Annotated in this window: 18 protein-coding genes, 1 other RNA gene and 1 pseudogene; 4 read left to right on the top strand and 16 right to left on the bottom strand. The window is 66.1% G+C overall.

Translation table 11 applies throughout. The annotated features are described in order from the left end of the window. Positions 1–62: 62 nt before the first annotated feature. From pncB to GGR61_RS09680, 6 genes and pseudogenes are all read right to left on the bottom strand, one after another. The gene (gene pncB / locus GGR61_RS09705; protein WP_184407400.1) at positions 63–1,244 is read right to left on the bottom strand and encodes a nicotinate phosphoribosyltransferase; all 1,182 of its coding nucleotides are present in this window, start codon (positions 1,242–1,244) and stop codon (positions 63–65) included. Positions 1,245–1,327: 83 nt separating this feature from the next. Continuing rightward, on the bottom strand, positions 1,328–2,293 hold the full coding sequence (locus tag GGR61_RS09700; RefSeq protein ID WP_184621266.1) for a glycosidase-like protein: 966 nt from the start codon (positions 2,291–2,293) through the stop codon (positions 1,328–1,330). 196 nt (positions 2,294–2,489) lie between these two features. Next, a pseudogene (locus GGR61_RS09695) lies at positions 2,490–3,458 on the bottom strand (hypothetical protein); the annotation flags it as partial. Between the two features lie 49 nt (positions 3,459–3,507). Next, positions 3,508–5,415, bottom strand: a complete 1,908-nt coding sequence (locus GGR61_RS09690; RefSeq protein WP_184407402.1) for a glycosyltransferase family 2 protein — start codon at positions 5,413–5,415, stop codon at positions 3,508–3,510. Positions 5,416–5,426: 11 nt separating this feature from the next. Then, positions 5,427–6,335 carry a hypothetical protein gene (locus tag GGR61_RS09685; protein WP_184621265.1) on the bottom strand — a complete coding sequence of 303 codons (909 nt, stop codon included), beginning with the start codon at positions 6,333–6,335 and terminating at the stop codon, positions 5,427–5,429. Between the two features lie 249 nt (positions 6,336–6,584). After that, on the bottom strand, positions 6,585–7,424 hold the full coding sequence (locus GGR61_RS09680) for a glycosyltransferase family 2 protein (protein WP_184621264.1): 840 nt from the start codon (positions 7,422–7,424) through the stop codon (positions 6,585–6,587). Between the two features lie 454 nt (positions 7,425–7,878). Here GGR61_RS09680 and GGR61_RS09675 point away from each other — a divergent pair, with 454 nt between their 5' ends. The 4 genes from GGR61_RS09675 (at position 7,879) to GGR61_RS09660 (ending at position 12,916) form a co-directional block, all read left to right on the top strand. Further along, positions 7,879–9,036 (top strand): phosphotransferase, encoded by a 1,158-nt coding sequence (locus tag GGR61_RS09675; RefSeq protein ID WP_184621263.1) that lies wholly within the window; start codon positions 7,879–7,881, stop codon positions 9,034–9,036. Between the two features lie 32 nt (positions 9,037–9,068). Continuing rightward, the gene (locus GGR61_RS09670) at positions 9,069–11,237 is read left to right on the top strand and encodes a TonB-dependent receptor (protein WP_184621262.1); all 2,169 of its coding nucleotides are present in this window, start codon (positions 9,069–9,071) and stop codon (positions 11,235–11,237) included. 268 nt (positions 11,238–11,505) lie between these two features. After that, positions 11,506–12,081 carry a nicotinamide riboside transporter PnuC gene (gene pnuC, locus GGR61_RS09665; RefSeq protein ID WP_184407407.1) on the top strand — a complete coding sequence of 192 codons (576 nt, stop codon included), beginning with the start codon at positions 11,506–11,508 and terminating at the stop codon, positions 12,079–12,081. A 106-nt stretch (positions 12,082–12,187) separates the two neighbouring features. After that, a complete protein-coding gene (locus tag GGR61_RS09660; RefSeq protein WP_184407408.1) occupies positions 12,188–12,916 on the top strand; it encodes a UTRA domain-containing protein in 729 nt (242 codons plus the stop codon). A 374-nt stretch (positions 12,917–13,290) separates the two neighbouring features. Here GGR61_RS09660 and GGR61_RS09655 read toward each other — a convergent pair. The 10 genes from GGR61_RS09655 to GGR61_RS09610 all read right to left on the bottom strand — a co-directional run bounded on the left by GGR61_RS09655 (position 13,291) and on the right by GGR61_RS09610 (position 21,519). Then, a non-coding RNA gene (locus GGR61_RS09655) (sX9 sRNA) lies at positions 13,291–13,382 on the bottom strand. Between the two features lie 59 nt (positions 13,383–13,441). Then, complete coding sequence (locus GGR61_RS09650) at positions 13,442–14,281, bottom strand: glycosyltransferase (protein ID WP_184621261.1); 840 nt, start codon at positions 14,279–14,281, stop codon at positions 13,442–13,444. Further along, positions 14,278–16,599: a type II secretion system secretin GspD gene (gspD, locus tag GGR61_RS09645; protein WP_184621260.1), complete on the bottom strand. Its 2,322-nt coding sequence runs from the start codon at positions 16,597–16,599 to the stop codon at positions 14,278–14,280. Before gspD ends, GGR61_RS09650 begins: the two co-directional genes overlap by 4 nt. Next, positions 16,596–17,381: a type II secretion system protein XpsN gene (gene xpsN / locus GGR61_RS09640; RefSeq protein WP_184621259.1), complete on the bottom strand. Its 786-nt coding sequence runs from the start codon at positions 17,379–17,381 to the stop codon at positions 16,596–16,598. The genes gspD and xpsN overlap by 4 nt, the downstream gene beginning before the upstream one ends. Next, positions 17,371–18,015, bottom strand: coding sequence for a type II secretion system protein GspM (gene gspM / locus GGR61_RS09635; RefSeq protein WP_184621258.1), 645 nt, complete (start codon positions 18,013–18,015; stop codon positions 17,371–17,373). The genes xpsN and gspM overlap by 11 nt, the downstream gene beginning before the upstream one ends. After that, positions 17,999–19,120, bottom strand: coding sequence for a PilN domain-containing protein (locus GGR61_RS09630; RefSeq protein WP_184621257.1), 1,122 nt, complete (start codon positions 19,118–19,120; stop codon positions 17,999–18,001). The genes gspM and GGR61_RS09630 overlap by 17 nt, the downstream gene beginning before the upstream one ends. Next, positions 19,117–19,968, bottom strand: a complete 852-nt coding sequence (locus tag GGR61_RS09625; RefSeq protein WP_184621256.1) for a type II secretion system protein GspK — start codon at positions 19,966–19,968, stop codon at positions 19,117–19,119. Before GGR61_RS09625 ends, GGR61_RS09630 begins: the two co-directional genes overlap by 4 nt. Then, the gene (locus GGR61_RS09620) at positions 19,965–20,603 is read right to left on the bottom strand and encodes a type II secretion system protein J (RefSeq protein WP_184407415.1); all 639 of its coding nucleotides are present in this window, start codon (positions 20,601–20,603) and stop codon (positions 19,965–19,967) included. The genes GGR61_RS09625 and GGR61_RS09620 overlap by 4 nt, the downstream gene beginning before the upstream one ends. Beyond that, complete coding sequence (locus GGR61_RS09615; RefSeq protein WP_184621255.1) at positions 20,600–21,013, bottom strand: prepilin-type N-terminal cleavage/methylation domain-containing protein; 414 nt, start codon at positions 21,011–21,013, stop codon at positions 20,600–20,602. Before GGR61_RS09615 ends, GGR61_RS09620 begins: the two co-directional genes overlap by 4 nt. Then, entirely contained in the window at positions 21,010–21,519 is a 510-nt protein-coding gene (locus tag GGR61_RS09610) for a GspH/FimT family pseudopilin (RefSeq protein ID WP_184407417.1), read from the bottom strand. Before GGR61_RS09610 ends, GGR61_RS09615 begins: the two co-directional genes overlap by 4 nt. Between the last annotated feature and the right edge of the window lie 8 nt (positions 21,520–21,527).

The following is a 21,527-nucleotide window of genomic DNA, read 5'->3' as shown; positions in this document are numbered from 1 at the left end:
CCGTTCTGCCATCTTCCTGCAAGCGCGCAGATATCAGCAGCGCACGCATGCGGACCGATGGATCAGCCGCCTGCGGGCATCGGCGGCAACCCGAACACATCGCGCAGATAGCGCAGGTAGCCATCGTCGTCGCACATGCTTTTGCCTGGGGAATCGCTGAGTTTGGCGACCGGCTGGCCATTGCAGCGAACCATCTTGACGACGATCTGCAACGGCATTGGGCCCAGGTCGTTGGTGAGGCTGGTGCCCACCCCGAACGCCAGCCGGCAGCGTGTATGGAAGTGCGCGTACAACCGCATCACCTTGTCGATATTGAGGCCATCGCTGAACACCAGCACCTTGGTCTGCGGGTCGATGCGATGTGCCTGCAGATGCGCAATGACGCGCTCTCCCCATTCGAACGGGTCGCCCGAATCGTGGCGCATGCCGTCGAACAATTTGCAGAAATACAGATCGAAGTCGCGCAGGAACGCGTCCAGCCCGACCACATCGGACAGGGCGATACCCAGATCGCCACGGTACTCGTGCGCCCACGACTCCAGCGCGGCCACCTGCGAATCGCGCAGCCGCGGCCCCAATGCCTGGAACGCCTGCAAGTATTCGTGCGCCATCGTACCCAGCGGGGTCAGGCCGTAGTGCTTGGCGAAATACACATTGCTGGTGCCGACGAACTGTTCGCCGAGCCCGTCGCGCAGCAGCGGCAGCAACTCGCCATGCCAGTGCCGCGAATAGCGACGGCGGGTACCGTAATCGGCGATCTTGCAGCCGGCCGGCATGCTGCGCAGGCTGCTCACCTTGTCGCGCAGGCGACTGCGGCCTTGTTCGAAATCCGGCACCGAGGTGTTGCGAAACCACACCTCGTTGATGATCGCCAGCAGCGGCACTTCGAACAGGATGGTGTGCAGCCACGGGCCACGGATGGTCAGCTCGATCTCGCCCGGATGGGTGGTCGATGCCGACAGCTGCAGGTACTTGCGATCCAGATGGAACAACGCCAGGAAGTCGGCGAAGTCCGGCTTGATGAAGCGCAGGCTGCGCAGGTAGTCCACTTCGTCCTCGCGCAGGCGCAGCCTGCACAAGGCATCGATCTCGCGCGAGATCTCGTCGATGAACTGCGCCAGGTCCACGCCGGGCGTGCGGCATTTGAAGCGGTAATCGACCTGCGCGGCCGGGTGCTGATGCAGCACCGCCTGCATCATCGTGAATTTATACAGATCGGTGTCGAGCAGCGAATGGATGATCATGCGGCACGATTATGCCCGCAGCGGCGAGGCGCGCGCGTGCAAGCTGCCTGCGCGCGCATCAACCAACAACCAACAACCATCGCTCAGCGCGCCAGCACCTGCTGCGCCGGCTTGCCCTGCACGGTGAAGTCGCTGTCGCGCGCGCCGCCGGCTTCGGGGTCTGTATACCAACACCACAGCGCAATGCCCTCCACGCCATGTGAGTGCAATACCGTGCGCCATTGCTGCAGCACCTGCAGTTGCAGACGGGTATCGACCTCGGCGGCGCGTTGTTCCGGGCTTTCCCACGGCGCTTCCAGGCTGCCGCGTGCCGAGCGCAAGCCCAGTTCGGCCACCCACACCGGCTTGCCGACGCGCTGCCCCAACTGCTGCAGACGCTGCGCTGCGGCAGTCATCTCGGCGCGGCGCTGATCGGGGTCTTCGGACAGGCGCGGATACAGGCTGGTCCCCACCGCATCGAACAACGACCAATACCGGAAGCTGTCGGCATGCTCGATGCCGTCGGCGACGTACAGCAGTTTGCCGCGATAGACCTTGCGCACTTCCGCCACCAGGCCGGGCCATTGCTGTGCGTCCTGCAGCGTGCGCAATTCGGTGCCGATCACCAGGGCTTCGGCGTGTTCGTCCTGTGCCAACTGCGCCAGGGGCAGCAACGCGTTTTGATACGCCGCAAACCAGGCTGCCTGGTCGGTGGGCGCGGCCTCTCCGGCCCAATGCCCGGGAATCCACAGATGGACCTTGAGCATCGGCTGCAAGCCGGCGCGACGGCTTTGCTGCAAGGCTGCGCGCATGGACGCCACGCGGCTGTCTTCGCCCAGCACCGGATCGTTCGATTGCGGCGTCGCCTGCCACAGGAATGCCACCAGCAAGACCTTGCTGGCACCGGTCGCGGCCAGCGCTTGCAGCGAAGTTTCCGCCGTCTGGCTGCCCCACGGCGCGTTCTCGGACACCTTGACGTTGGCGCCCATCCAGGTGGGTGCGGCCTGACCGCAACCGGCGGACAGGCTCAACGCAAGGCACAGCATCGCGCTCAAGCCACGTTTGAACATGGAGACGCTGCCTGCGTGATCCGCATGACCCATCGCATGCAACCGGCTACGGCGCCACGACTGCAGCAGTGGCCGCACGCTCACCGTCCCTGCCGGCAGTCGCCACTTCGCCCGTCGCGCCGTCAACTGCTGCAGGCGGCACGGCGACCAGCGGTTCGCGGTGCGGCAACACCGGATCGTCGGAAGGCGAGCGGATGCCCCACCCTTGCGGCTGAGCCCACAGCGCGCCGGCAACACCCAGCGCCAGCAGACAGGTCGCCGCAACGCGGTGGTTTGCGCTCAACGCCCGCAGCAACAGCGCCGCAGGCACCCACAACAGCAGCAGCATGTCGAAGCCGGACCAACCGAACAAGAACGCCAGCACGGCCGCGCTGATCACGGTACCGGCACTGGCCACCACACCGCGTGCCCACAGGCTGAAACTGCACCGTCCCGCCAGCAGCAACACCGGGAAGCAGACCAGGCCGGCCACGCCCCAATGCACCGCCAGCGGCCAGCCCTCGGCGTAAGCGGCCAGCGGCAGCGGCAACGGATGTGCACCGGCAGCGATGCTCGACAAGGTCGGCCATGGCGCATTGAACAGCACGAAATTGACGTAGGCCCACATGCCGACCAGAAACGCAAACGGTACGTAGCACACCAGATAGAACGACCACGGTGCCTGGCGCAGGATCTCCCGCGGCATCACCAGCAGGAACCAGGGCGCCACCATCGTCGCCAGCGCCAGCGTCTGCAGATCCAGACACAGCAGCACGCACAACCAGCCACCGATGCGCAGATAGGTGAATGGCTCCACCGGCGTGGTCAGCCGCCGCATGGTGCGGCACAGGCCATAGAACGCGAGCAACCCCAGTGCCTGGCTACCGCCGGCGGCGATCGGCAACAGGAACAGCGGATTGCAGCCCACCAGCGCAACCATCACGCTGGCCCAGCCGCGACCGAAACGGTCGGCCAGATCGCGCCACAGCAGCGACAGGAACACCGCATTGGCTACCACCGACATCAATGGCCATACCTGGAACGGCAACTGCAACCGATGCGCCACCTGGTCGATGAACCAGGACAGCAGGCCGGTGGTCGGCAAGCCGAGCTGTGGCACCACCTGGGCGATGTTGCCGATCGGCTGCACCAACACCGGCCGGCTCAGCAGCGACAACGCCACCAACGCCAGGATGAAAGCCACCATGCCGCTATGGCGAGGTGGCGAGCGCTGCTCAGTCTTCGAGTGCGGCGCGGCGCTCTTGTTCCGAATACTTGCTGATGCCATGAGTGGTCTTCTCCCAATAGAAAGGATTCCGGAACAGCTGCCACAACCCCTTGTAGGCGGCGATCGACTGCAACATCCAATAGAACGGAACCGTCAACGCGTATGGCGCCAGCCGCGCGTAGTCGCGCTTGAATGCGGCGACCAGCGTGATGTAGATAAAAAAGCCATTGGCCAGCAGCAGATTGCCCAGCGACAAGGTGCTCAACCACGGCGGGAAGAAGCGGTCGAACTCGGAGGTGCCGGTCAACAGCCAGGTGATGTACATGAACCACAGCACCGGCACGCCCAACGCGGTGAAGAAGCCGCCGCCGATGAAGAACTGAAAGCCCCAGAAGCCCCTGAAACCGGTACTGCGGTACAGATGCACCGGGTCGCGCATGTGCACCAGCCAGGTCTGCATATAGCCCTTGAGCCAACGCGAACGCTGGCGGATCCAGTTGGGAATGCTGACGTTGGCTTCTTCGAACGTGGTGGAGTTCACCACGTTGACGCGGTAGCCGTTCTGGATCAGGCGCACACCCAGGTCGGCATCCTCGGTGACGTTGTACGGATCCCATGCGCGCACCTGGCGCAACACGTCCAGACGGAAGTGGTTGGAGGTGCCGCCCAATGGAATCGGGATGCGCAGGTACTCCAGCGCCGGCAGGTAGAAGTCGAACCAGAGCGTGTACTCCAGCGTGAACATCCGCGTCAGCCAGTTCTCGTCGGCGTTGTAGTAGTTCAACCGCGCCTGGATGCAGACCACGTCCTTTTCGGCCTTGCGGAATGCGGCCACCACGCGCTTGAGCTGATCCGGCTCGGGCTTGTCTTCGGCGTCGTAGATGGTCAGCAATTCGCCACGGGCGAAATGCAGCGCGTAGTTGCAGGCCTTGGGCTTGGTCTGCGGCTGCGACGGCGGGACGCGGATGATCTCGAAGAAGGCTTCCAGGCCCAGTTGCTTGGCCGCATCGATGGTTTCCAGATCGTCCGCTTCCAGCACCAGCTTCACGTCGAGCTTGCTGGTCGGGTAATCGAGTTTGCGCAGCGCATTGGCCAGGATCGGCAGGACTTCCGGTTCCTTGTACATCGGCACCAGCACGGTGTAGATCGGCAGGTCGTCGTCGTTGAGCTCGGCAACCTCCGCTTCGGTCACCTTGATGTCGATGCGATGGCGCGAGCCGAACCACACCAGCACCAGCTTCAATCCGAAGGTGGCCAGGAAGCACAACGCTACCAGCACGTTGAGCACGATCAGCGTCGTCACCGGATACAGCACCACCGCGATGACCAGCAAGATGGCCATCAACCAGAACGCCACCTTCTGCCCGCGGATCATCACGTGGCGTGCGGAATAGGTCGGCGCATGCGCGGCCAACAGATTGAGCGCGTTGCCGGTGAGTTGCTGCTCGGCGTGGCGCTGCAGGCTCCAGATGATGTCGAACTTGGCGGTGCCGACAAACCGCACGTCCTTGCCGTAATGCTCGCGCGCCCAGGCGAACAGCGCCGGGTCCGGGTCGGCCACCGCCAGCACCAGCACCCCGCCCTCGCGACGCCACGGCAGCAGCAACCGCTGCGCGTATTGGTCCAGATCGGCAGCGGCGAGCAATTCCGGATCCGGCGATTGCTTGACCAGATCGACGAACTGCAGCCCGAAGTGCTGCGCCACGATGGCGTAGAACCGCTGCGCAGACACGCCGCGCTGGGTCAGGATCACATCGCCCAGACGCGAGTTCCACTGCTGCTGCACGGCCAGCGCCGAACGCAGCTGCGCGTCGTCGATCACGCCGGCCTCCACCAGGGAGCGCCCCAGCATGCCGTGCTCACGGGTCAGATCCGGTACCCGTCCCAGTGCATCCATTTCGTAGCTCACCGCCATTGCCCCTCTCCTTAGAACCGCCACCAGGCGGCCACGAATGGCCCGCCCGCAGCGGCGGTGTTGCGGCCCATGACAGGCTGCTGGTAGCCCACTTGCCATTGGCTGCCGCCGGGTGCGGTGTACAGCGTGGACAACTGCAGCTTGGTGAGGTCGTAATTGGTGCCGGTGGCGACGTAGCCGGTGTCACCCGGTGTCGAGCTGATCACGGTGGTGTCGTTGCGCCCGTTGCCCAGGCCCTGAATGACGTTGAGCTCCCCGATCAGCAACCAGCTCGGGGTCAGGCTCAGGCCGGTGGACGCATCCAGCCGCACTTCGTCGGAGGCGGCACTGCCACGCAGACGCACGGCGCCGCCCAGATCGACGTAGCCGTTGCGCTCGCCCAGCATGTAGCCGCGCCCACGGCTGTAGCGCAGTTCCAGGCCATAGTCGCCAAGGCCCAGGGCCGGATCGCGCCCCGGATTGTTCGGATGGTAGGTCTTGCTCCGGCCATAGGCCGGAATGCTGACCAGCGCCTGCACCGAGCTGCGCCAGTCGTCGTCGGGCGCGCTCGGCAATGCGTAGCGCAGGCCGATTTCCTGATCGGCGAACCCGGTCGTGCTGGTGCGGGTACGGCCGTTGCCGCCGTAACTGCTGAAACCGACGTCGGTGAAATAGAAATTGCCGATGACGCTGAGGGCGTCGGTCAGACCATGCTCGACATAGACGTTGAGCTGGCCCTGGCGGCTACGCCCGTTTCCGTCGAAGTCCTGCCCGTCGCCAAACGTCGTGCGGTGGTGGGCATCGTTGAACCAACCACGCCCGTCGCTGTGCAGCGCCTTGACGATCACCAGGGTGTCGCCTTCCGGCTGGGTCCAGGCACCGGCGACGGCAGCGCCCGGAAACCCGGCCAACGCGCAGCTGGTGGCGAGCAGCGCAGCCAAGGGACCGGAGCGCCGGGATTTTGGCAGACGTTGGGAGATGCAGCAGACTGGACTGCAGCGCGATGCGCTCGTGCGCACAACACCGCACCGCAGGCGCGGGGCGTTCATAAGAGACATTTTTCGGTTCCTGGCGGGGGGCCTGGACGGGACAGGATGCGAGCTGAGTCACAGTTCTGACGGCAACGTATCACAGATACGGGCAGGAACTCTCACAGAACGTCAACATTTTGACACCCGTTCAGTGGACCGCTACGAACGCGAAAGCAGCCGTGGAAGTTGCGCGGCGGCATGGGCCCAGATCGCCAGCCAGACGCCGAATCGGGTCGTCACGCCGCGCTGGCGTGCCTCGAACTTGCGGAAATAGCGCCACAGCCCGCGGTGCTTATGCCATTCCACAAAAAACGGCCGCGCGCGGCTGGAGACACCGCGGACGTGCACCACCTGCAGATCGTTGGCCACCGCGACCAGCGCGCCGGCCTGGCGCGCACGCCGACACAGGTCCAGGTCTTCGGCATGCAGGCGGTAGGCAGCATCCCAGCCGTCGAGCCGGTCGAACAGGCTGCGTTGCATCAGCATCAATGCACCGGAAATCGCGTCCACCGCCTGTAACGCCGCAGACGGGTCGGCGGGCACCGCCAACTGCGCGGCGGCACGCGGTGCGCGCAGCATTGCGGCAAAATCCGGGTCGCGGCGACGCACCGCCGCATCCGGCCGGCCGTGTTCGTCCACCTGCTCCACCCCCAGCAGCACGGCCGCATGCCCGGCCGCGCGTGCGCACAGTTGCGACAAGGTGTCGCGCTCGACCATCAGGTCCGGGTTGATGAAGACCAGCCAGGGCGCGCGCGAATCGCGCGCACCCTGGTTGCAGGCGCTGGCGAAGCCGGGGTTGTCCGGATTGGCGATGAAGTGCAGCCGCGCATCCGCCACCGCATGCCGTTGCACGACCTCCAGGGTATCGTCGCTGGAGGCGTTGTCGACCACCCGGATCTCGCTGATGCCCTCGGCCGCACGCAGCCGCGACAGGCACGCATCGATGGTGCTGCTGCTCTGATAGGTGACGACGACAGCGGCGATCTGGACAGAGCTCATCCGGGCATTATCCGGTGCCGGGGCTGCGCAGCGCTATCGCGCACTGCGGGGGCAGGCGCCATGACTGCTGCCACGAACCGACGGCAGCGCACGCATCCGGCGCGCCATTGTGCCGATTGCAACCGGCATCAACGGCAAACCGGCATGGCGAGCGACGGCCGCAGGGAGCATACTGCGCGCCCGAAGCCGCCAGGCGGCTTGCATCGACGCCGCCAGCGGCGCTCTTCCAACACGTAAATCCTTGAGATGACGGCCAGCGACCTTTCGGTTTCGCGCTGCCTTTTCACTCCATGTGTCGCGACCGCTTGATGGTGCGCGCGACGCACCGACGGCCCGGCAGCGCCGTCCCTGTTGTTGCTGGCAGACACGCCGGAGTCGCCTCGTCGGCCCCCTCTTCCTGGTCTATACCAACGCATCGCCCGGCACGCCGCGCATGCGTGCCGAAGGTGTGCGCATGAGCGCGCAGCATCAAGTGCACGGCATGAGCCTGGAACTGGCGCTGCCGGACTGGCCGGCATTGACCCGCGACGAGATCCAGCGCGTCTTGCGGCACATCCCTGCGCTGGGCGATCCGGGCGCTGTGTACTGGCACAGTGCGCGGCCCTTTTCCGCCGCCGCCAGCGTGCAGACCGCATCCGGCGCGATCATCGTCAAACGCCACCACCACAGCGTGCGCAATGTCGCTACGCTGCGGGAGGAGCACAGCTTCATGGCGCATCTGCGCTGGGCTGGCATGCCGGTGGTGGAGGTGCTGCACGACGCCCAGGGGCGCACCGCGCTGGCTGACGGTGAGTGGGTCTACGAAGTGCAACGCATCGGCGCCGGGCACGATCTCTATCGCGATGCGTTGTCATGGACACCCTTCCTCGACGTGGCGCATGCGCACGCCGCTGGCACGGCGTTGGCGCACCTGCACCGCGCCGCGCAGGGCTTCGATGCGCCTGCGCGCTCCACCACCTTGCTGGTGGCCAATCTGCACCTGTTCGCGCAGGCCGACCCGCTGCAGGCGCTGCAACGTGCGCTGCTCACGCGGCCAGGCTTGGCCGCAGCACTGCAGCACCGCCCCTGGCAACGCGACCTGGCAACCCACGTGCTGCCATGGCATGCGCAGGCATGGCCACGATTGTCTGCCCCCGGCGCCCTGCCGCCGCTCTGGACCCATGGCGACTGGCATGCGTCCAACCTGCTGTGGGACACGCGCGACGGGCACACCCGGGTCAGCGCGATCTTCGATTTCGGATTGAGCGATTGCAGCAGCGCATTGTTCGATCTGGCCACCGCCATCGAACGCAATCTGATCCCCTGGTTGCGGCTGGACACCGGCGCGCGTGCGCAGGCCGAGTTGCCCCAGCTCGACGCATTGCTGGATGGCTACACGCAGCAGTGCCCGTTGGACGCGAAGCAGGTGTACTGCCTGGCCGCGCTACTGCCGATCGTGCATGCCGACTTTGCACTGAGCGAGATCGAGTACTTCGCCGCCATCACCCGCTCTGCTGCGAATGTCGATATCGCCTATCACCGTTATCTGCTCGGCCACGCGGACTGGTTCGCCAGCGCCGACGGCCAATGCCTGCTCGCGCACCTGCATGCGCGTGCGCGCCAGCTGCAATGAGCATTCCCCTCTTTTCCTTGACGAGTCTGTACATGCCCGCGTCTGCCACCACCCCGCTCCGCCATCGTCCGCTCGTACTGGCACTGCTGCTGTGCATCACCACGCCTGCGTTGGCGCAACAGCACTCCGATCCGGCGGCGGTCGACCTGGATGCGGTCAATGTGCGTGGTGAGCGCAGCGATGCCAGCACTGCATTGACCGGCTTTGGCGCCACGCGCCTGCAGGATGCGCCCGCCTCGATTGCGGTGATCGATCGCCAGCAATTGCTCGACCGTCAGGCGCGCGTGCTCAGCGAGGTGCTGCGCGCCGATGCCTCCGCAGGCGATGCGTACGCGCCGATCGGCTATTACGAGAATTTCGTGGTGCGCGGCTACTCGCTCAATGCCGCCAACAGTTACCGCATCAACGGCATGAGCGCGGTGGGTGAGCAATCCATCGCACTGGAAAACAAGCAGCAGGTGCAACTCCTCAAGGGTCTGGCCGGGCTGCAATCGGGCGTCAACGAACCGGCCGGGCTGATCGACTACCGCACCAAACGGCCCGAGCACGTCCGCAGCGTGACCCTGGGCACCGACGAACAAGGCTCACGCTATGTCGCCGCCGACCTGGGCGACTGGTTCGGCGCCGAGCGGACCCTGGGCCTGCGCGTCAACGCCGCACGCGAAGACATCCACAGCTACGTCGATCACGCCGACGGCTATCGCAACTTTCTCTCGCTGGCCGGCGACTGGAAGCTCACCCCGCAATCGCTGTTGCAGCTTGACGTGGACTATCAGCATCGGCAACAACGCTCGGTGCCCGGTTATCAACTCTTGGGCGGCACCCAGGTACCACGCGCTATCGACGTGCATCGGCTGCTCGGCTATCAGCCGTGGTCGCGTCCGGTGGAGATGGATTCGCTCAACGCGCAACTGCGTTATGCCTATCGATTCAACGACAACTGGCGCGCTACTGCAGAAGCAGCGCGCAGCCGCTCGAAGATCAACGACTTCTCCGCGTTCGCCTGGGGCTGCTATGGCGCAGCCAGCTGCGCCGATGTCGTCACGCCGAATTTCTTCAGCGCGCAGGGCGAGTACGACGTCTACGACTACCGCAGCCCCGACGACACCCGCGTACACGATCAACTCCGCGCCACGCTGGAAGGCCATGTCGTCAGCGGCGCGCTCGATCACCACCTGAGCATCGGCGGCGACTGGCTACGCCGCACCATCGACCGCTACGGCTCGGTCAACGAATTCGTCGGCAGCGGCAGCATCGACCGCGACCCGGCGGTGTTTGCGCAAACCGAGGTGCCGCTGGATCCGAAGCAACACCGCCTGGATAGCCGTCAACGCGCGTTGGTGATGGCCGACCGCATCGGTCTTGGGGCGCAATGGGAGCTGTCGCTGGGCGCGCGGTATCTGCGCCTGGACGAACGCAGCTTCGATCGCGATGGCGTCCTGGAGCGGCGCACCCGCAAGGACGTGGTGCTGCCGCAGGCCGCGCTGCTGTTCAAACCGCAGCAGCAGGTCGCGTTGTACGCCAGCTACGCCAAGAGCCTGGCCGCCGGCGGCACCGCACCGTGGTTTGCCGACAACGCCGATGCGATCCTGCCGCCGACCAATGCGTATCAGCTGGAAACCGGCGCAAAAATCGACCTCGACGGCCTGCGCCTGGGCGCGGCGCTGTTCGACATCCGCCAGGCCTACCAGTTCACCCAGCCGCAGGCCGATGGTGGGTTGCGCTACGTGCAACAAGGCCGCCTGCACAACCGTGGACTGGAACTGTCCGCCGACGGCGCAGCCACCGAACAGCTGCGCCTGTTCGCCAGCATCGCAGCGATCCACGCACGTGCCGAAGACACCGGCATTGCCGCGTACGAAGGCCATCAGGCGATCAACGTACCCAAGCTGCGCGCCAGCGTGCAGGCCGACTACAGCGTGCCCGGCATCGAGGGATTGGCGCTGCTGGCAGGCGTGCAATACAGCGGACGCAAGTTCGCCGATCGCCTCGGCAATGCCAATGTACCGGCCTATACCGTGGCCAACCTGGGCGCGCGTTATGCCACCGCACTGGGCGGCTTGGCGACCACCTGGCGCGTGAACGTGGACAACGTGTTCGACACGCGTTACTGGCGCGATTCCGGCGAATACGAGGGCGACGCCTATCTGTTTCCCGGCGCGCCACGCACGGCGCGTTTGACGGTGCAGGTGGATTTTTGAGGCCTGCTGCCCCCATCCGCCCTGCGGGCACCTTCCCCCGCAGGCGGGGGAAGGACGTCGACGCGACAGCACGTGCACTTGTGCGTGCCTCAGCCACTGGCTGACGGCAGCGGGCGCCAGCCGAAGACAGCGGCTCAGCGGTGAGCGCACTGCGACGTTTACATCGCGCGCAGATTCGAAGCATCGCGCGGCATCCACTTTCGATTGCACCACTGTTTCGTACGGTCCGCCGCTCTTCCACAACTCTCCACTTTCCATCAGGCATTGCATGTCGTTGCTCGAATCCATCGCCGTCGTAATCAACCTGCTCGGCGTGTGGCTGACCGCGCGCCGTATCCGCTGGTGCTGGCCGGTCGGCATTGTGGCGGTGGCGCTGTATGCATGGCTGTTCTATCAGTGGAAGCTGTACTCGGACATGCTGCTGCAAGGCGTCTACGTGCTGACCCAGCTGTACGGTTGGTGGCAATGGCAGCGCGGAATGAACGCAGACACGCGCATTCGCCCGTTGCCGATGCCACAGCCGGAACTGTGGATCTCGCTATGCATCGGCGCCCTGTTCGCCGCCGCGCTCGGTGCCTACATGCATCACCGCACCGATGCGGCGCTGCCGTGGCTGGATGCGGCATTGGCCAGTTTCAGCCTGGTCGCCAGCGTGTGGGCGGCGCGCAAGCGCATTGCCAACTGGGTGCTGTGGATCGTGCTCGATTGCATCTACGTGGGCGTGTTCGTCAGCAAGGGCTTGTATCCCACTGCGCTGCTCTATGCCGGCTTCGTGCTGCTGGCGCTGTATGGCTGGCGCAGTTGGAAAACCCAACAGCAGCAGAACCTGGCCAGCGCACGCTAAAGCCCGCCGCGGTTTGCAGCCGCGTTCTTCTTTACCATCGCCGCATGCGCCTTCTTCCACCCAACCCCTCGCAGCCCGATGGCGTGCTTGGCCCAGGACTGCCTGCATGAGCGTGTCGCGCCAACACACCATCACCGAAATCGTCTCCGCACAGATCGCCGCTGGCGAGTGGGGGCCGGACCAGCGCCTGCCGGTGGAGCGCGAGCTTGCCGAGCGTTTCGGCTGCACGCGCATCACCTTGCGCGAGGCCTTGCAGCAGCTGGAAGCCGAGGGCCGCATCTACCGCGAGAATCGGCGCGGCTGGTTTGTCAGCGCACCGCGCGTGCGTTACGACCCCACCAGCATTGCAGGGTTCATGCAGTACGTGGCAGCGCAAGGGCGCAAGCCACGTACCGAACTGTTGCGTGCCACCCGGCAAGTCGCCGGTACTGCCTACGCGGCGGCGTTGCAGTTGCAGAGTCCGCACGAAGAGGTGTTCGTCCTGCAGCGCCGGCGCTGGATCGACCGCCGCGCGGTGCTGCTGGAAACCAACGTGGTACTGGCGACCTGGGCGCCTGGCCTGCTGGAGCACGATCTGGCCGGCTCGCTGTCCAGCGTGTTCAACCAGAAACTGGGCCTGTTCCTGAGCCGCGCGCAGTTGTCGATGCATCCGGCCGGGCTGGACGCCGCGCAAGCCCTGTTGCTGCAGTCCACCACCGGCACGCCCTGCTTCCGGCTGCAGCGGATCAGCTACGCCGAAGACGGCCGCGCGGTGGAACTGGATATCGAATCCTGGCGTCACGATGCACTGGATGTGGTGGTGCGGACCGAGGCACCGATGCGGTCGGCTTCTTGATCGGCTAACAAGACTACGTCACGTCAGTCACTGCACTGCGGCCTGGCTGCAGGGTCCTTGCCCGCCCACCATCGCGGGACACGCCGCAAGTACGTCCGTGTAGGCTCTTACGCGGCATCCATGCCGCGTAAGGTCCCGCGACGGTGGGCGGGCAAGGACCAGTCGAGATGGTCGGTATGCATGTTTTCAACAAAGCAACCCGACTCACTCTCTGGTGCGGTGTCCTCGCCGATTGCGGGACCGTGTGGCGGCATGGATGCCGCCACCGAGCCCCCAGGGACGGGTTTACGGCGTGTCCCGCGAGCGGTGAGGGTACCGTGCCCTCGACCCACTCGGCGTTTGACCTGGACTTCCGATAGCATCCACCAACATACGGCCGACAAAGCCACTGCACTCACCGCACGGCGAGCAGTCGTCAGGTTGCAGGGGACAGCGCTCAAGGAACCGCACTGTACGCGTGGTACATGCCGCACCGAATACCGGCTGCGCCCGCCTAACGGTGAGCATGCTGCTTTGGCAGCTGTTCTACGCGTCAAATAGCCTGCGTTGTGGATCCGGCGGCGGTAGATCGGCCAGCAAGTGTGCGAGCTGATCGCGCTGCGCACGCAGCGGGTCGTGCATCAGGAAGTTGGCCAGACGGGCGTACCAGGCGGGCCAGCGCGTGGCCAGCGCATCCATGTCGCCATCGGCCGGGCCGCCTTCGTGCGGTGAGGCGACAAACGCGGTGTCGCACAGCACATTGCGCCATCCCAGCCCGCCCATGCGCAGGCTCAGATCCACCAGCGCGGCATACCACGAGCCATAACTGCTGGCGTCCAGCCCGCCAGCCTTGCGCCGTGCGCTGCCGCGCAGCAGCACCGCATGGCCGATCGCCGAGGGCAGCTCCGGATGCAGCGGCGGCATCGCCGCGCAGGCGGCGGCCAGCCGCTCCGGCGCGTCAGGCATCGGATTGAGTTCGCCCAGGCGCGGCCAGCCGCAGGCTTCGCCGGCATTGCTCCACGGTGTGGCGGTGGCGATCGCCGCATCACGTGCGAAGCAGGCATTCAACTGATTCAACCAACCCGGCAGCGGGCAGGCATCCACACCCAACACGACCACGTCGGCATCGCCACAGCCGCTGAGCATTTCGTCCAGATGCGCCACCTCGCCGAGCATGCGTTGGCGGCGGGTGTAATGCGCCTGCAGCGGCGTGCGCGCCAGCCAGTGATCGACCACCGCGCGGCCGCGTGGGCCGGCTTGCGCATCGTCGGCCAGCCACACCCGCGTGCCAGCGGGCGTGGCGGCATCCAATGCACCCAGACAGGCATCCAGGGCCTCGTCGTCGGTGCCGACCGGCACCAGCACGACGGGCAGTGCCGCACTCATTGCGGCTTCTGGCTGGGCTTCAGCGGCTCCATGGCCTTGAACTTCTGGCCGTATTCGTCGGTGAGATTGCGCGCTTCCTGCGGGTTGCGCACGATCGACGGGGTGATCAGCACGATGACTTCGCGGCGAGTGTTGTTTTGGGTTTTCCTGCCGAACAGCGCACCAACGACAGGCAACTTGCTCAAAAATGGGAGGCCTGCACTGCCATCGCTGCTGTTGTCGTCGATCAGACCAGCCAGCATGATCGTATCGCCGCTCTGGACGGCAGCTTCGGTCTTGACCCGACGCGTATTGATATCCACATTACAAGCGGCTGCATTGACCGTCGCAGTAGCCGAAGTACAAGCAGTGGGACGGTCGCCAGGACTGCTGACCTCCTGCACGATATCAAGGAACACCATGCCGTCCTTGGTCACACGCGGACGCACCTTCAAGATCACCCCGGTATCGATGTACTGCACCGAAGAGAAACTGCTGTCGCTGCCAAGCCCGGTATTGATAGACGTTGAATTGATCGCGATACGCGAGCCGACATTCAAGGTGGCTTCGGCATTGTTTCGCACAAATACGGACGGAGTCTGCAACAAGCGAACATTCGTCACTTCATCAAGTGCAGTGATGATTGCTGCTGCATTCTTGCCGAGAAAACTCCAGGCAAGCCCGCCCTCGCCCACCTTACCAGCGATATCACCCCAGATATTGCGACCGGCCGCGCTGGCCAACCCCGCCCCCGTGCCAATGCCCGTAGCGTTGGTCGCCGAGTCGGCAGCAGCATTGACCGCATTCTCGAAATACCAATTCACGCCGTAGCTCAGCTGGCCGGTCAAATTCACCTCAGCCACCTGCGCTTCGATATGCACCTGCATCGGCATCACATCGAGCTTTTCGATGACATCGCGGATCGAACTCCACGATTGCGGGGTGGCGCGCACCAGCAAGGTATTGGTTTCGGCCACCGCCGACACGCCGACCTTGTCGCCCTCCACTTCCAGGGTCACTGCGCCGTTGCCGTTGCTGCGCGGCGACAGCTGCAACGTGCCATTGCCCAGGCCGCCGCTGCTGCTTCCACTGCCACTGCTGCCACCGAAGCTGCTGCCGGAAGAGCTGCCATCGCCGCTTTCGCCGACGCTGCCGCCGGTCATGCCCGAGCTGCCGCCCATGCTGCTGTCGCGATTGCCCAGTGCGCCGCCGAGCACGCTGGTTTCCGAGCCCGGGGCCAGCGAGGCGTTGGAGTCGTTGTTGTTGCCGCGCCCGCCGCCGAACACTTCCGACAGGCGATCGGCAAGGTCCTTGGCCTTGATGTATTTCAACTCGTACGAGAACAGGCGCACGCCGCCACCGGCGCTGTCGATGCGGTCCAGCCACTGCTGGATCTGGTCCAGATAGCGCGGCTGTGGGGTGATCACCAGCACCGCATTGGCGTTTTCCAGCGGCATGAAACGGAACATGCCGGCGCTGGGCGTCTTGCTCTGTTCGCCGAACACCTTTTCCAGATCGGCGCTGACTTTTTCGGCCTTGCCGGACTGGATCGGGAACACCCCCACCGACATGCCCGACAACCAGTCCACGTCGAAGATCTGCACGGTGCGCAGATAGTTTTCCAACTCGGCGCGGGTGCCGCCCAGGGTGATCACGTTGCGCGAATTGTCGGTGCCGACGATGGCGTTGGGGCGCGCGTAGGGCTCGAGCACCTTCTTCATTTCGCTGGCGGAAATGAACTTCAACGGCACCACGCGCACTTCGAAGCCACGTGCGGACGACGGCGATGCGGTACTGGGCGCGACGGTGCCGGCCAGTGCCTGATCCGCCGGCACGATGTTGTAGCGGCCACCGCTGAACACCATGCGTGCGTTGTTCCAGCCCAGCACCATTTCCAGCAGGTTCAAGGCCTGCGCCGGCGACACCGGATTGGGCGTGGCCAGGGTCACGGTGCCCTGCACGCCCGGGGCGATGACGTAGTTCTGGCCGAGCATGTCGCCCAGGATCGCCTTGACAACGGCCTGCACCGATTCGCCTTCGAAGTTGAAGGTGGCGCTACCGCTGCTGGCCATGCCCAGGGTGGGCGATGGGGAGGCGGCCGCGCTCTGGTTGATCATGCTGCCGCTGCCGCGGCGGATCACCGGGCTGGGCTTGGCACTGGCGGCGGCAGTGCCGTCGGCGCGTTGCTCGGCGCTGGTCTGGGTGGCGCCGGCAGCGCCGACCTGGGGATCCAGGCGCGCATCGCGGCGCACGTCCGGCGGCGGAGTGGTGGCGCAACCGGCCAGCAGGCCGATCAGCAGGGACACGGGAAACAGGCGCGGCGTCATGCGTTCACTCATTGGGTCTGGCCGGGGGTTGAGCCGCTCTGGCGCTGCTGTTGCAGCTGGCGGCGTCGGGCTTCGATACGTTCGCGGATAGCGCGCATCTGATCGTCGGAGGGGCGTGGGGCTTGCTGGGCACCGTCGCTGCGCTGCGGCGGCACCGTCGGCGCGACCTGCCCGCCAGGCTGCTGGGCAGGTGTCGCGGGTTGGGCCTGCGGCGGCTGGGCGGTGGCGGCGGCATCGGGCGATGGCAGCGGCGGAGTCGCAGCGGCGGCAACACGGCCGGCGGCATTGGCGGTCGGCGGTTGCCCGCCCTGGCCGTTGAACACGTGCAGTTCCAGGGTCTGCGTGCCGCCCGGGCCTTCGATGGTTGCGCTGCGCGGCTGCAGGGCGAGCAGGCGCCAGCCCTTGACCGGCTCGCCACCGAGCTGCACGCGCACCGAATCGTGCGGGTCCAAGGTCAGCGTCGCCATCTTGAAGGTGTCCGTCAGCAGCACGCCGGTCAGGCGCACCGTGGAGGCGGCACTGGTGCCGTCGTTACCGGACAGAAAGAACGGGTGCGGCAGGCGGTCTTCGGCGAAGGCCGGATGCGCGGCGATTTCCGAATACTTCTCGAACGCCCCCAGCCGCTCCGGCGCCGGGGCCGGCAATGCGGGCAGGCGCTGCACCAGCGCCGGATCGTCGGGCAGCAACTCCACGCGCTTGCCCAGGCCAGCCACGGCCAGCACGCACACCAGCAACGCCCAGCCGACCACGGTGGCCAACAGCCAGGTGCGCAGGCCGATTTCATCAAGGCGCATTGCGTCCCCCCCCGGCGGCGGGCGCGGCACCCGTGTTCAGCGGCGCGGCGCTGGCGCCCGGGCGCAGATAGCCAGCCAGTTCGAAGGCGATATCCAGGCCGTTGCCGCTTTCGTTGGGCGAGAGTTGGTAGCGCTGCGCCATCACGTTGAGATTGTCCACGAACAGGCGCGGGGTGCCGTTTTCCAGGCTGTACAGCACCGAGGCCAACTCCGGCGTGCCGCAGCGCAGGCGCACCTGCACCGCGACGCGGGTGAAGCGGCCCTTGCTTTCCGGCTGCAACGGCGAGCGGTTGCTGATGGCGCAGCTGCGGTTTCCGGGGCTGGCTTCCACCACCGCACGTTCCAGCCGCTGCACCAGCCCGGCCGACGCCAGTTCGGCCGAGGTCTCCGGCAGGAAGCCCGGGCGGCTTTCCAGCGTCTGGCGCGCCTGGCGCAGCCGTTTGCTGACCTCCGGCGCCTGCTGCAGCTGCACGCGCACGCGCAGCTCGCGCTCGCGCAGCGATTGCAACTCGTCCTGCACCGCGATCATCGGTTGGGTGAACCACGGGTGCACCAGCACCAGATAGGCCACGCCGATCACCAGCAACAGCAGGCCCAAAGCGATCCAGCGGTCGCGCTTAACGCTGCGTGGCATCGGCCGACTCCTTCGCGTCGGGGCCGGCCAGCTCGGCGGTGATGGTAAAGCGGTCCACGTTACGACCGGCATCGCTCTGCAGCACGCCGGTCAGCGACGGCGTGTGCCACAGCGGCGAGCCTTCCAGACGCCGCACCAGCGAGGACGCCTCGTTGCTCAAGCCGATCAACTGCAGCTGCCCGCCTTCGACCGAGAATTTCTCCAGATAAGTGCCACCGGGCAAACGCCGACTCAGCTCGTCCCAGATTTCCACCGAGGTGGGGCGGGTGGCACGTTGCTTCTGGAAGAACGCGGCGCCTTCGACCAGGTCCATCAATTGCTGGCGTTCGGCGGCGACCTGGCGTGCGCGCGCGGCGTTGGCCTGCACCTTGGCACGCAGGTCGTCGGCGGCCTGGCGGCGATTGTCGAGCAGCAGCCAACCGGCCACGGCCAGCAAGACCAGCGCGGCGGCGGTGAGCAACAGATTCCAGCGCTGCATCGGGTCGCTGCGCCGCAGCCGGCGCGTCGGCGGCAGCAGGTTCACGCCCAGCGGCAGGCCCTGCGCGTCGGCGACATCGATGCCCGACAACGCACTGGCCCATGCATCGGGCACACCGGCAGGGCCGTCGATCATGCGGCGCGGCACGACCACCAGTTCGGCATCGAGCTGGCCGTCTCCGCGCACATCGAGCACGCGCGCGTCGAAATACACCTGGTCGGCGGTGAACGGGGTTTGCCGGTCGATTTCGAAGCGCGCCACATCCTGCAAGCGCGCCGCTGCCGCTGCCGGCAGGCGCAACGGACGACGCAATGCCTGCACAGCCGGCAGCAGCCAATGGCGTGGCAGCGATTCCAGGGCGGTCGGCAGCAAGGCGTTCATTTCGTTCGGCTGCACCGGCCACGGCAGCGTGGCGATGGCCTCGCTGCTGTGATCGCGCTGGCGCAGCAGCTGCAGCGCATCGCCATCGAGCTGCAGCAACAGGCGCGCCTGCGACAGGCCCAACTGCCATTGCCAGCGCTGCGGCAACCAGGCCAGCAACGATTGCTGCCACCAACGCCAGAAGCCTCCGGCTCCCGGCATGGCGCGTACGCCGATGCGACCCAAGCTATCCCGCCATGCGGTCATTGCACTGCTGCTCCCTCTTCCCAACGCAACACGGTATAGGCCGATCCCGGTAATGCGGACGCGCTTGTGGACACGACCGCACGCAATACAGCCTCGCGTCCCTGACTCAAGCGCGCCCGGCTCTCGATACTATAAGTGTCCGAGCCACCCAACGTCGCCTCGCTGCCCGGCAAACCCAGCGGCGCGTCACGCTGGGCCAGCAATTGCTGCGCATCCAGGCCCATCGCGGTCAGCACCGGGCCGGGCGCAAAGCGCGGTTCCGGGCGCGAGCGACCGCTGTAGAGCGTGAGGTTGGGCAACAGCTTGCGATACAACTCACCCTCCATGCCCAGCACCAGTCGCAACTCGCCCAGGGTTTCGAACGGGCTGTCCTTTGCGCCATATGGCAGCCCGGCGTCGGCGTAATCACGGTCTTCGGCGCCACCGCCCGGCTGACTCAGCGAGTCGCCATCGCGCCAATCGACGATGGCACCGGCAATGCGCGCGGCGCTGGCCCGCTCGCCACCGACCGCGCGCACCAAGCCGGCAAGCAACGCGGGCTCGGCCATGTTCAGATCCACCTTGCCGCTCTCGTCGATGATGCGGATCTCCACCGTGGCATCGTCCATCCGCCAACGATAGCGCCGGCCATCGGCGCGCCAGCGTGCCTGCGTATCGCCGCTCTGCAGGCGCGACAACGCGTATTCCAGGCCCGCGCGTGCGTATTCCTGCGCCTGCGCGCCGTTACGCAACATGCTGCCTTGCAGCGCTTCCACCCGTGCGGTCAGCGCGAATGCGCCGATCATCGCGGTCAGCAGGGCAATCAACCACAACACCAACACCAGGGCGGCGCCGCGCATCGTGCTCATTGTCCCATCGCTCCGGCATTGCCGGACTGCGGCAACGCCACCACCATCGGCGGCCAGGCGGCACCACCGCTGCGGATGTCGATGCGCACCAGCAGCGGCAGACGGTCGTGCCACTCCCATTGCGGCAGCCACGCGCTCAGGCGGCCGTTTTGCGGATCCATGCCGCGATAACGAAAGCTCACCTGCTGCACGCCGTCGGCGAGCGTTTCCGGCGGCAACGTGGTGGCTTCGTCGATCGACTTGCCCGATTGCAACATGGTCAGCGCGATCAGCAGCGTGCGCTGGTCGCCATCGCCGGCCACCGACAGGTCATGCAGATACGGCCCGCCACGGCCCAGATAATCCGGCACATCGGCGGCAAAGCGCATGCGCTGCGGCTCGCCGACGAACAACATCGGCTGCTGACTCTGCGGGTCGATGCCCATTGCGATCGGCAGTGTCGCCGCCAGCCGCCGACGCAGGAATTCTTCCACCGCACGCACGCGCTCGCTGCGCTGGGCGATCGCCTCGCCACGCTGACTCACCGCGCTGGCCGAGCGCAGCGTGGCAAACGCCAATGCCAGCCCGCCAACCAGCAGCATCGTCGCCAGCAGCACTTCGATCAGCGTAAAACCGGCATGGCGCGAACGGCTCACGGGGCGCTGCCCTGGGTTGCAGCGACCAGCCGCAAGCTGCGCCACTGCAAGACCTGATTGGGCTGCTCGCCCCAGCGCACCACCAGGGTCAGCTGCAGCAGCGTGTGCGCACCGGGAGCGACCGGTGCCTGCGGATTGCGTCGCGGTTCGTCGTAAGGGCGTACATCCATCGACCAGCGAAAATGTCCGTCTTCGAACGTGCCCTGTTGCTGTTCGGGCAGCAACGGTTTGTCGATGTTTTGCAATGCCAGCAACGATTGCGCATGCAAGGTGGCGCGCGTGCTTTCGTCGGCTGCGCGCACCTGCCGCGCGGCACCGGACAACGATCCCAGCAACAGGCTCAAGGCCAGGGCCAGCAACGCAAAGGCGACGATCACTTCGATCAAGGTGTAACCGCGCTGGCGCTTCATGGCGTCGGTGTCCGCACTTGCCCGGAACGCACTTCCCCGGTGATCCAGCCCACGTCCACGCGCCAGATCGCGTCCTTGACGCGCAGATCGATGCGCCCGCCGGTGGAGGCGCCATCGGGGAAGAACTGGATGGCACCCTGATCCTGCCGCGATTGCACCTGCCGCGCGCCGGTGAAACGCACCTCCAGCGACGACGGCAAATCGCCGTGATGGCCGCCAGGCGCTTCCCAACGGCGCTGCTGCGGATCGATCAGAAAGCGCTGCGGGGTGCCGGTGGCGATCGCCTGGGTGCGCGTATACCGCAGTTGCGAGGCGATCGCCTTGCCGGCGGTACGCAGGCGCATGCCGTCGATCCCGCCATTCAATGCGGCAGCGGCCAATACCCCGGCCATCGCGATCAAGGCGATGACCAGCAGCATCTCCAGCAGCGAGGTGCCACGCGTGCGGGTACGACCAGGGCCGGCTCCTCCATCCCGATGACGCAACGGCTGACACGCAACGCGCATGGCGAGGG

The organism is Xanthomonas sp. 3058, from assembly GCF_014199765.1.
GTDB lineage: Bacteria > Pseudomonadota > Gammaproteobacteria > Xanthomonadales > Xanthomonadaceae > Xanthomonas > Xanthomonas campestris_B.
This window is presented reverse-complemented; position numbering and strand designations above follow the sequence as displayed.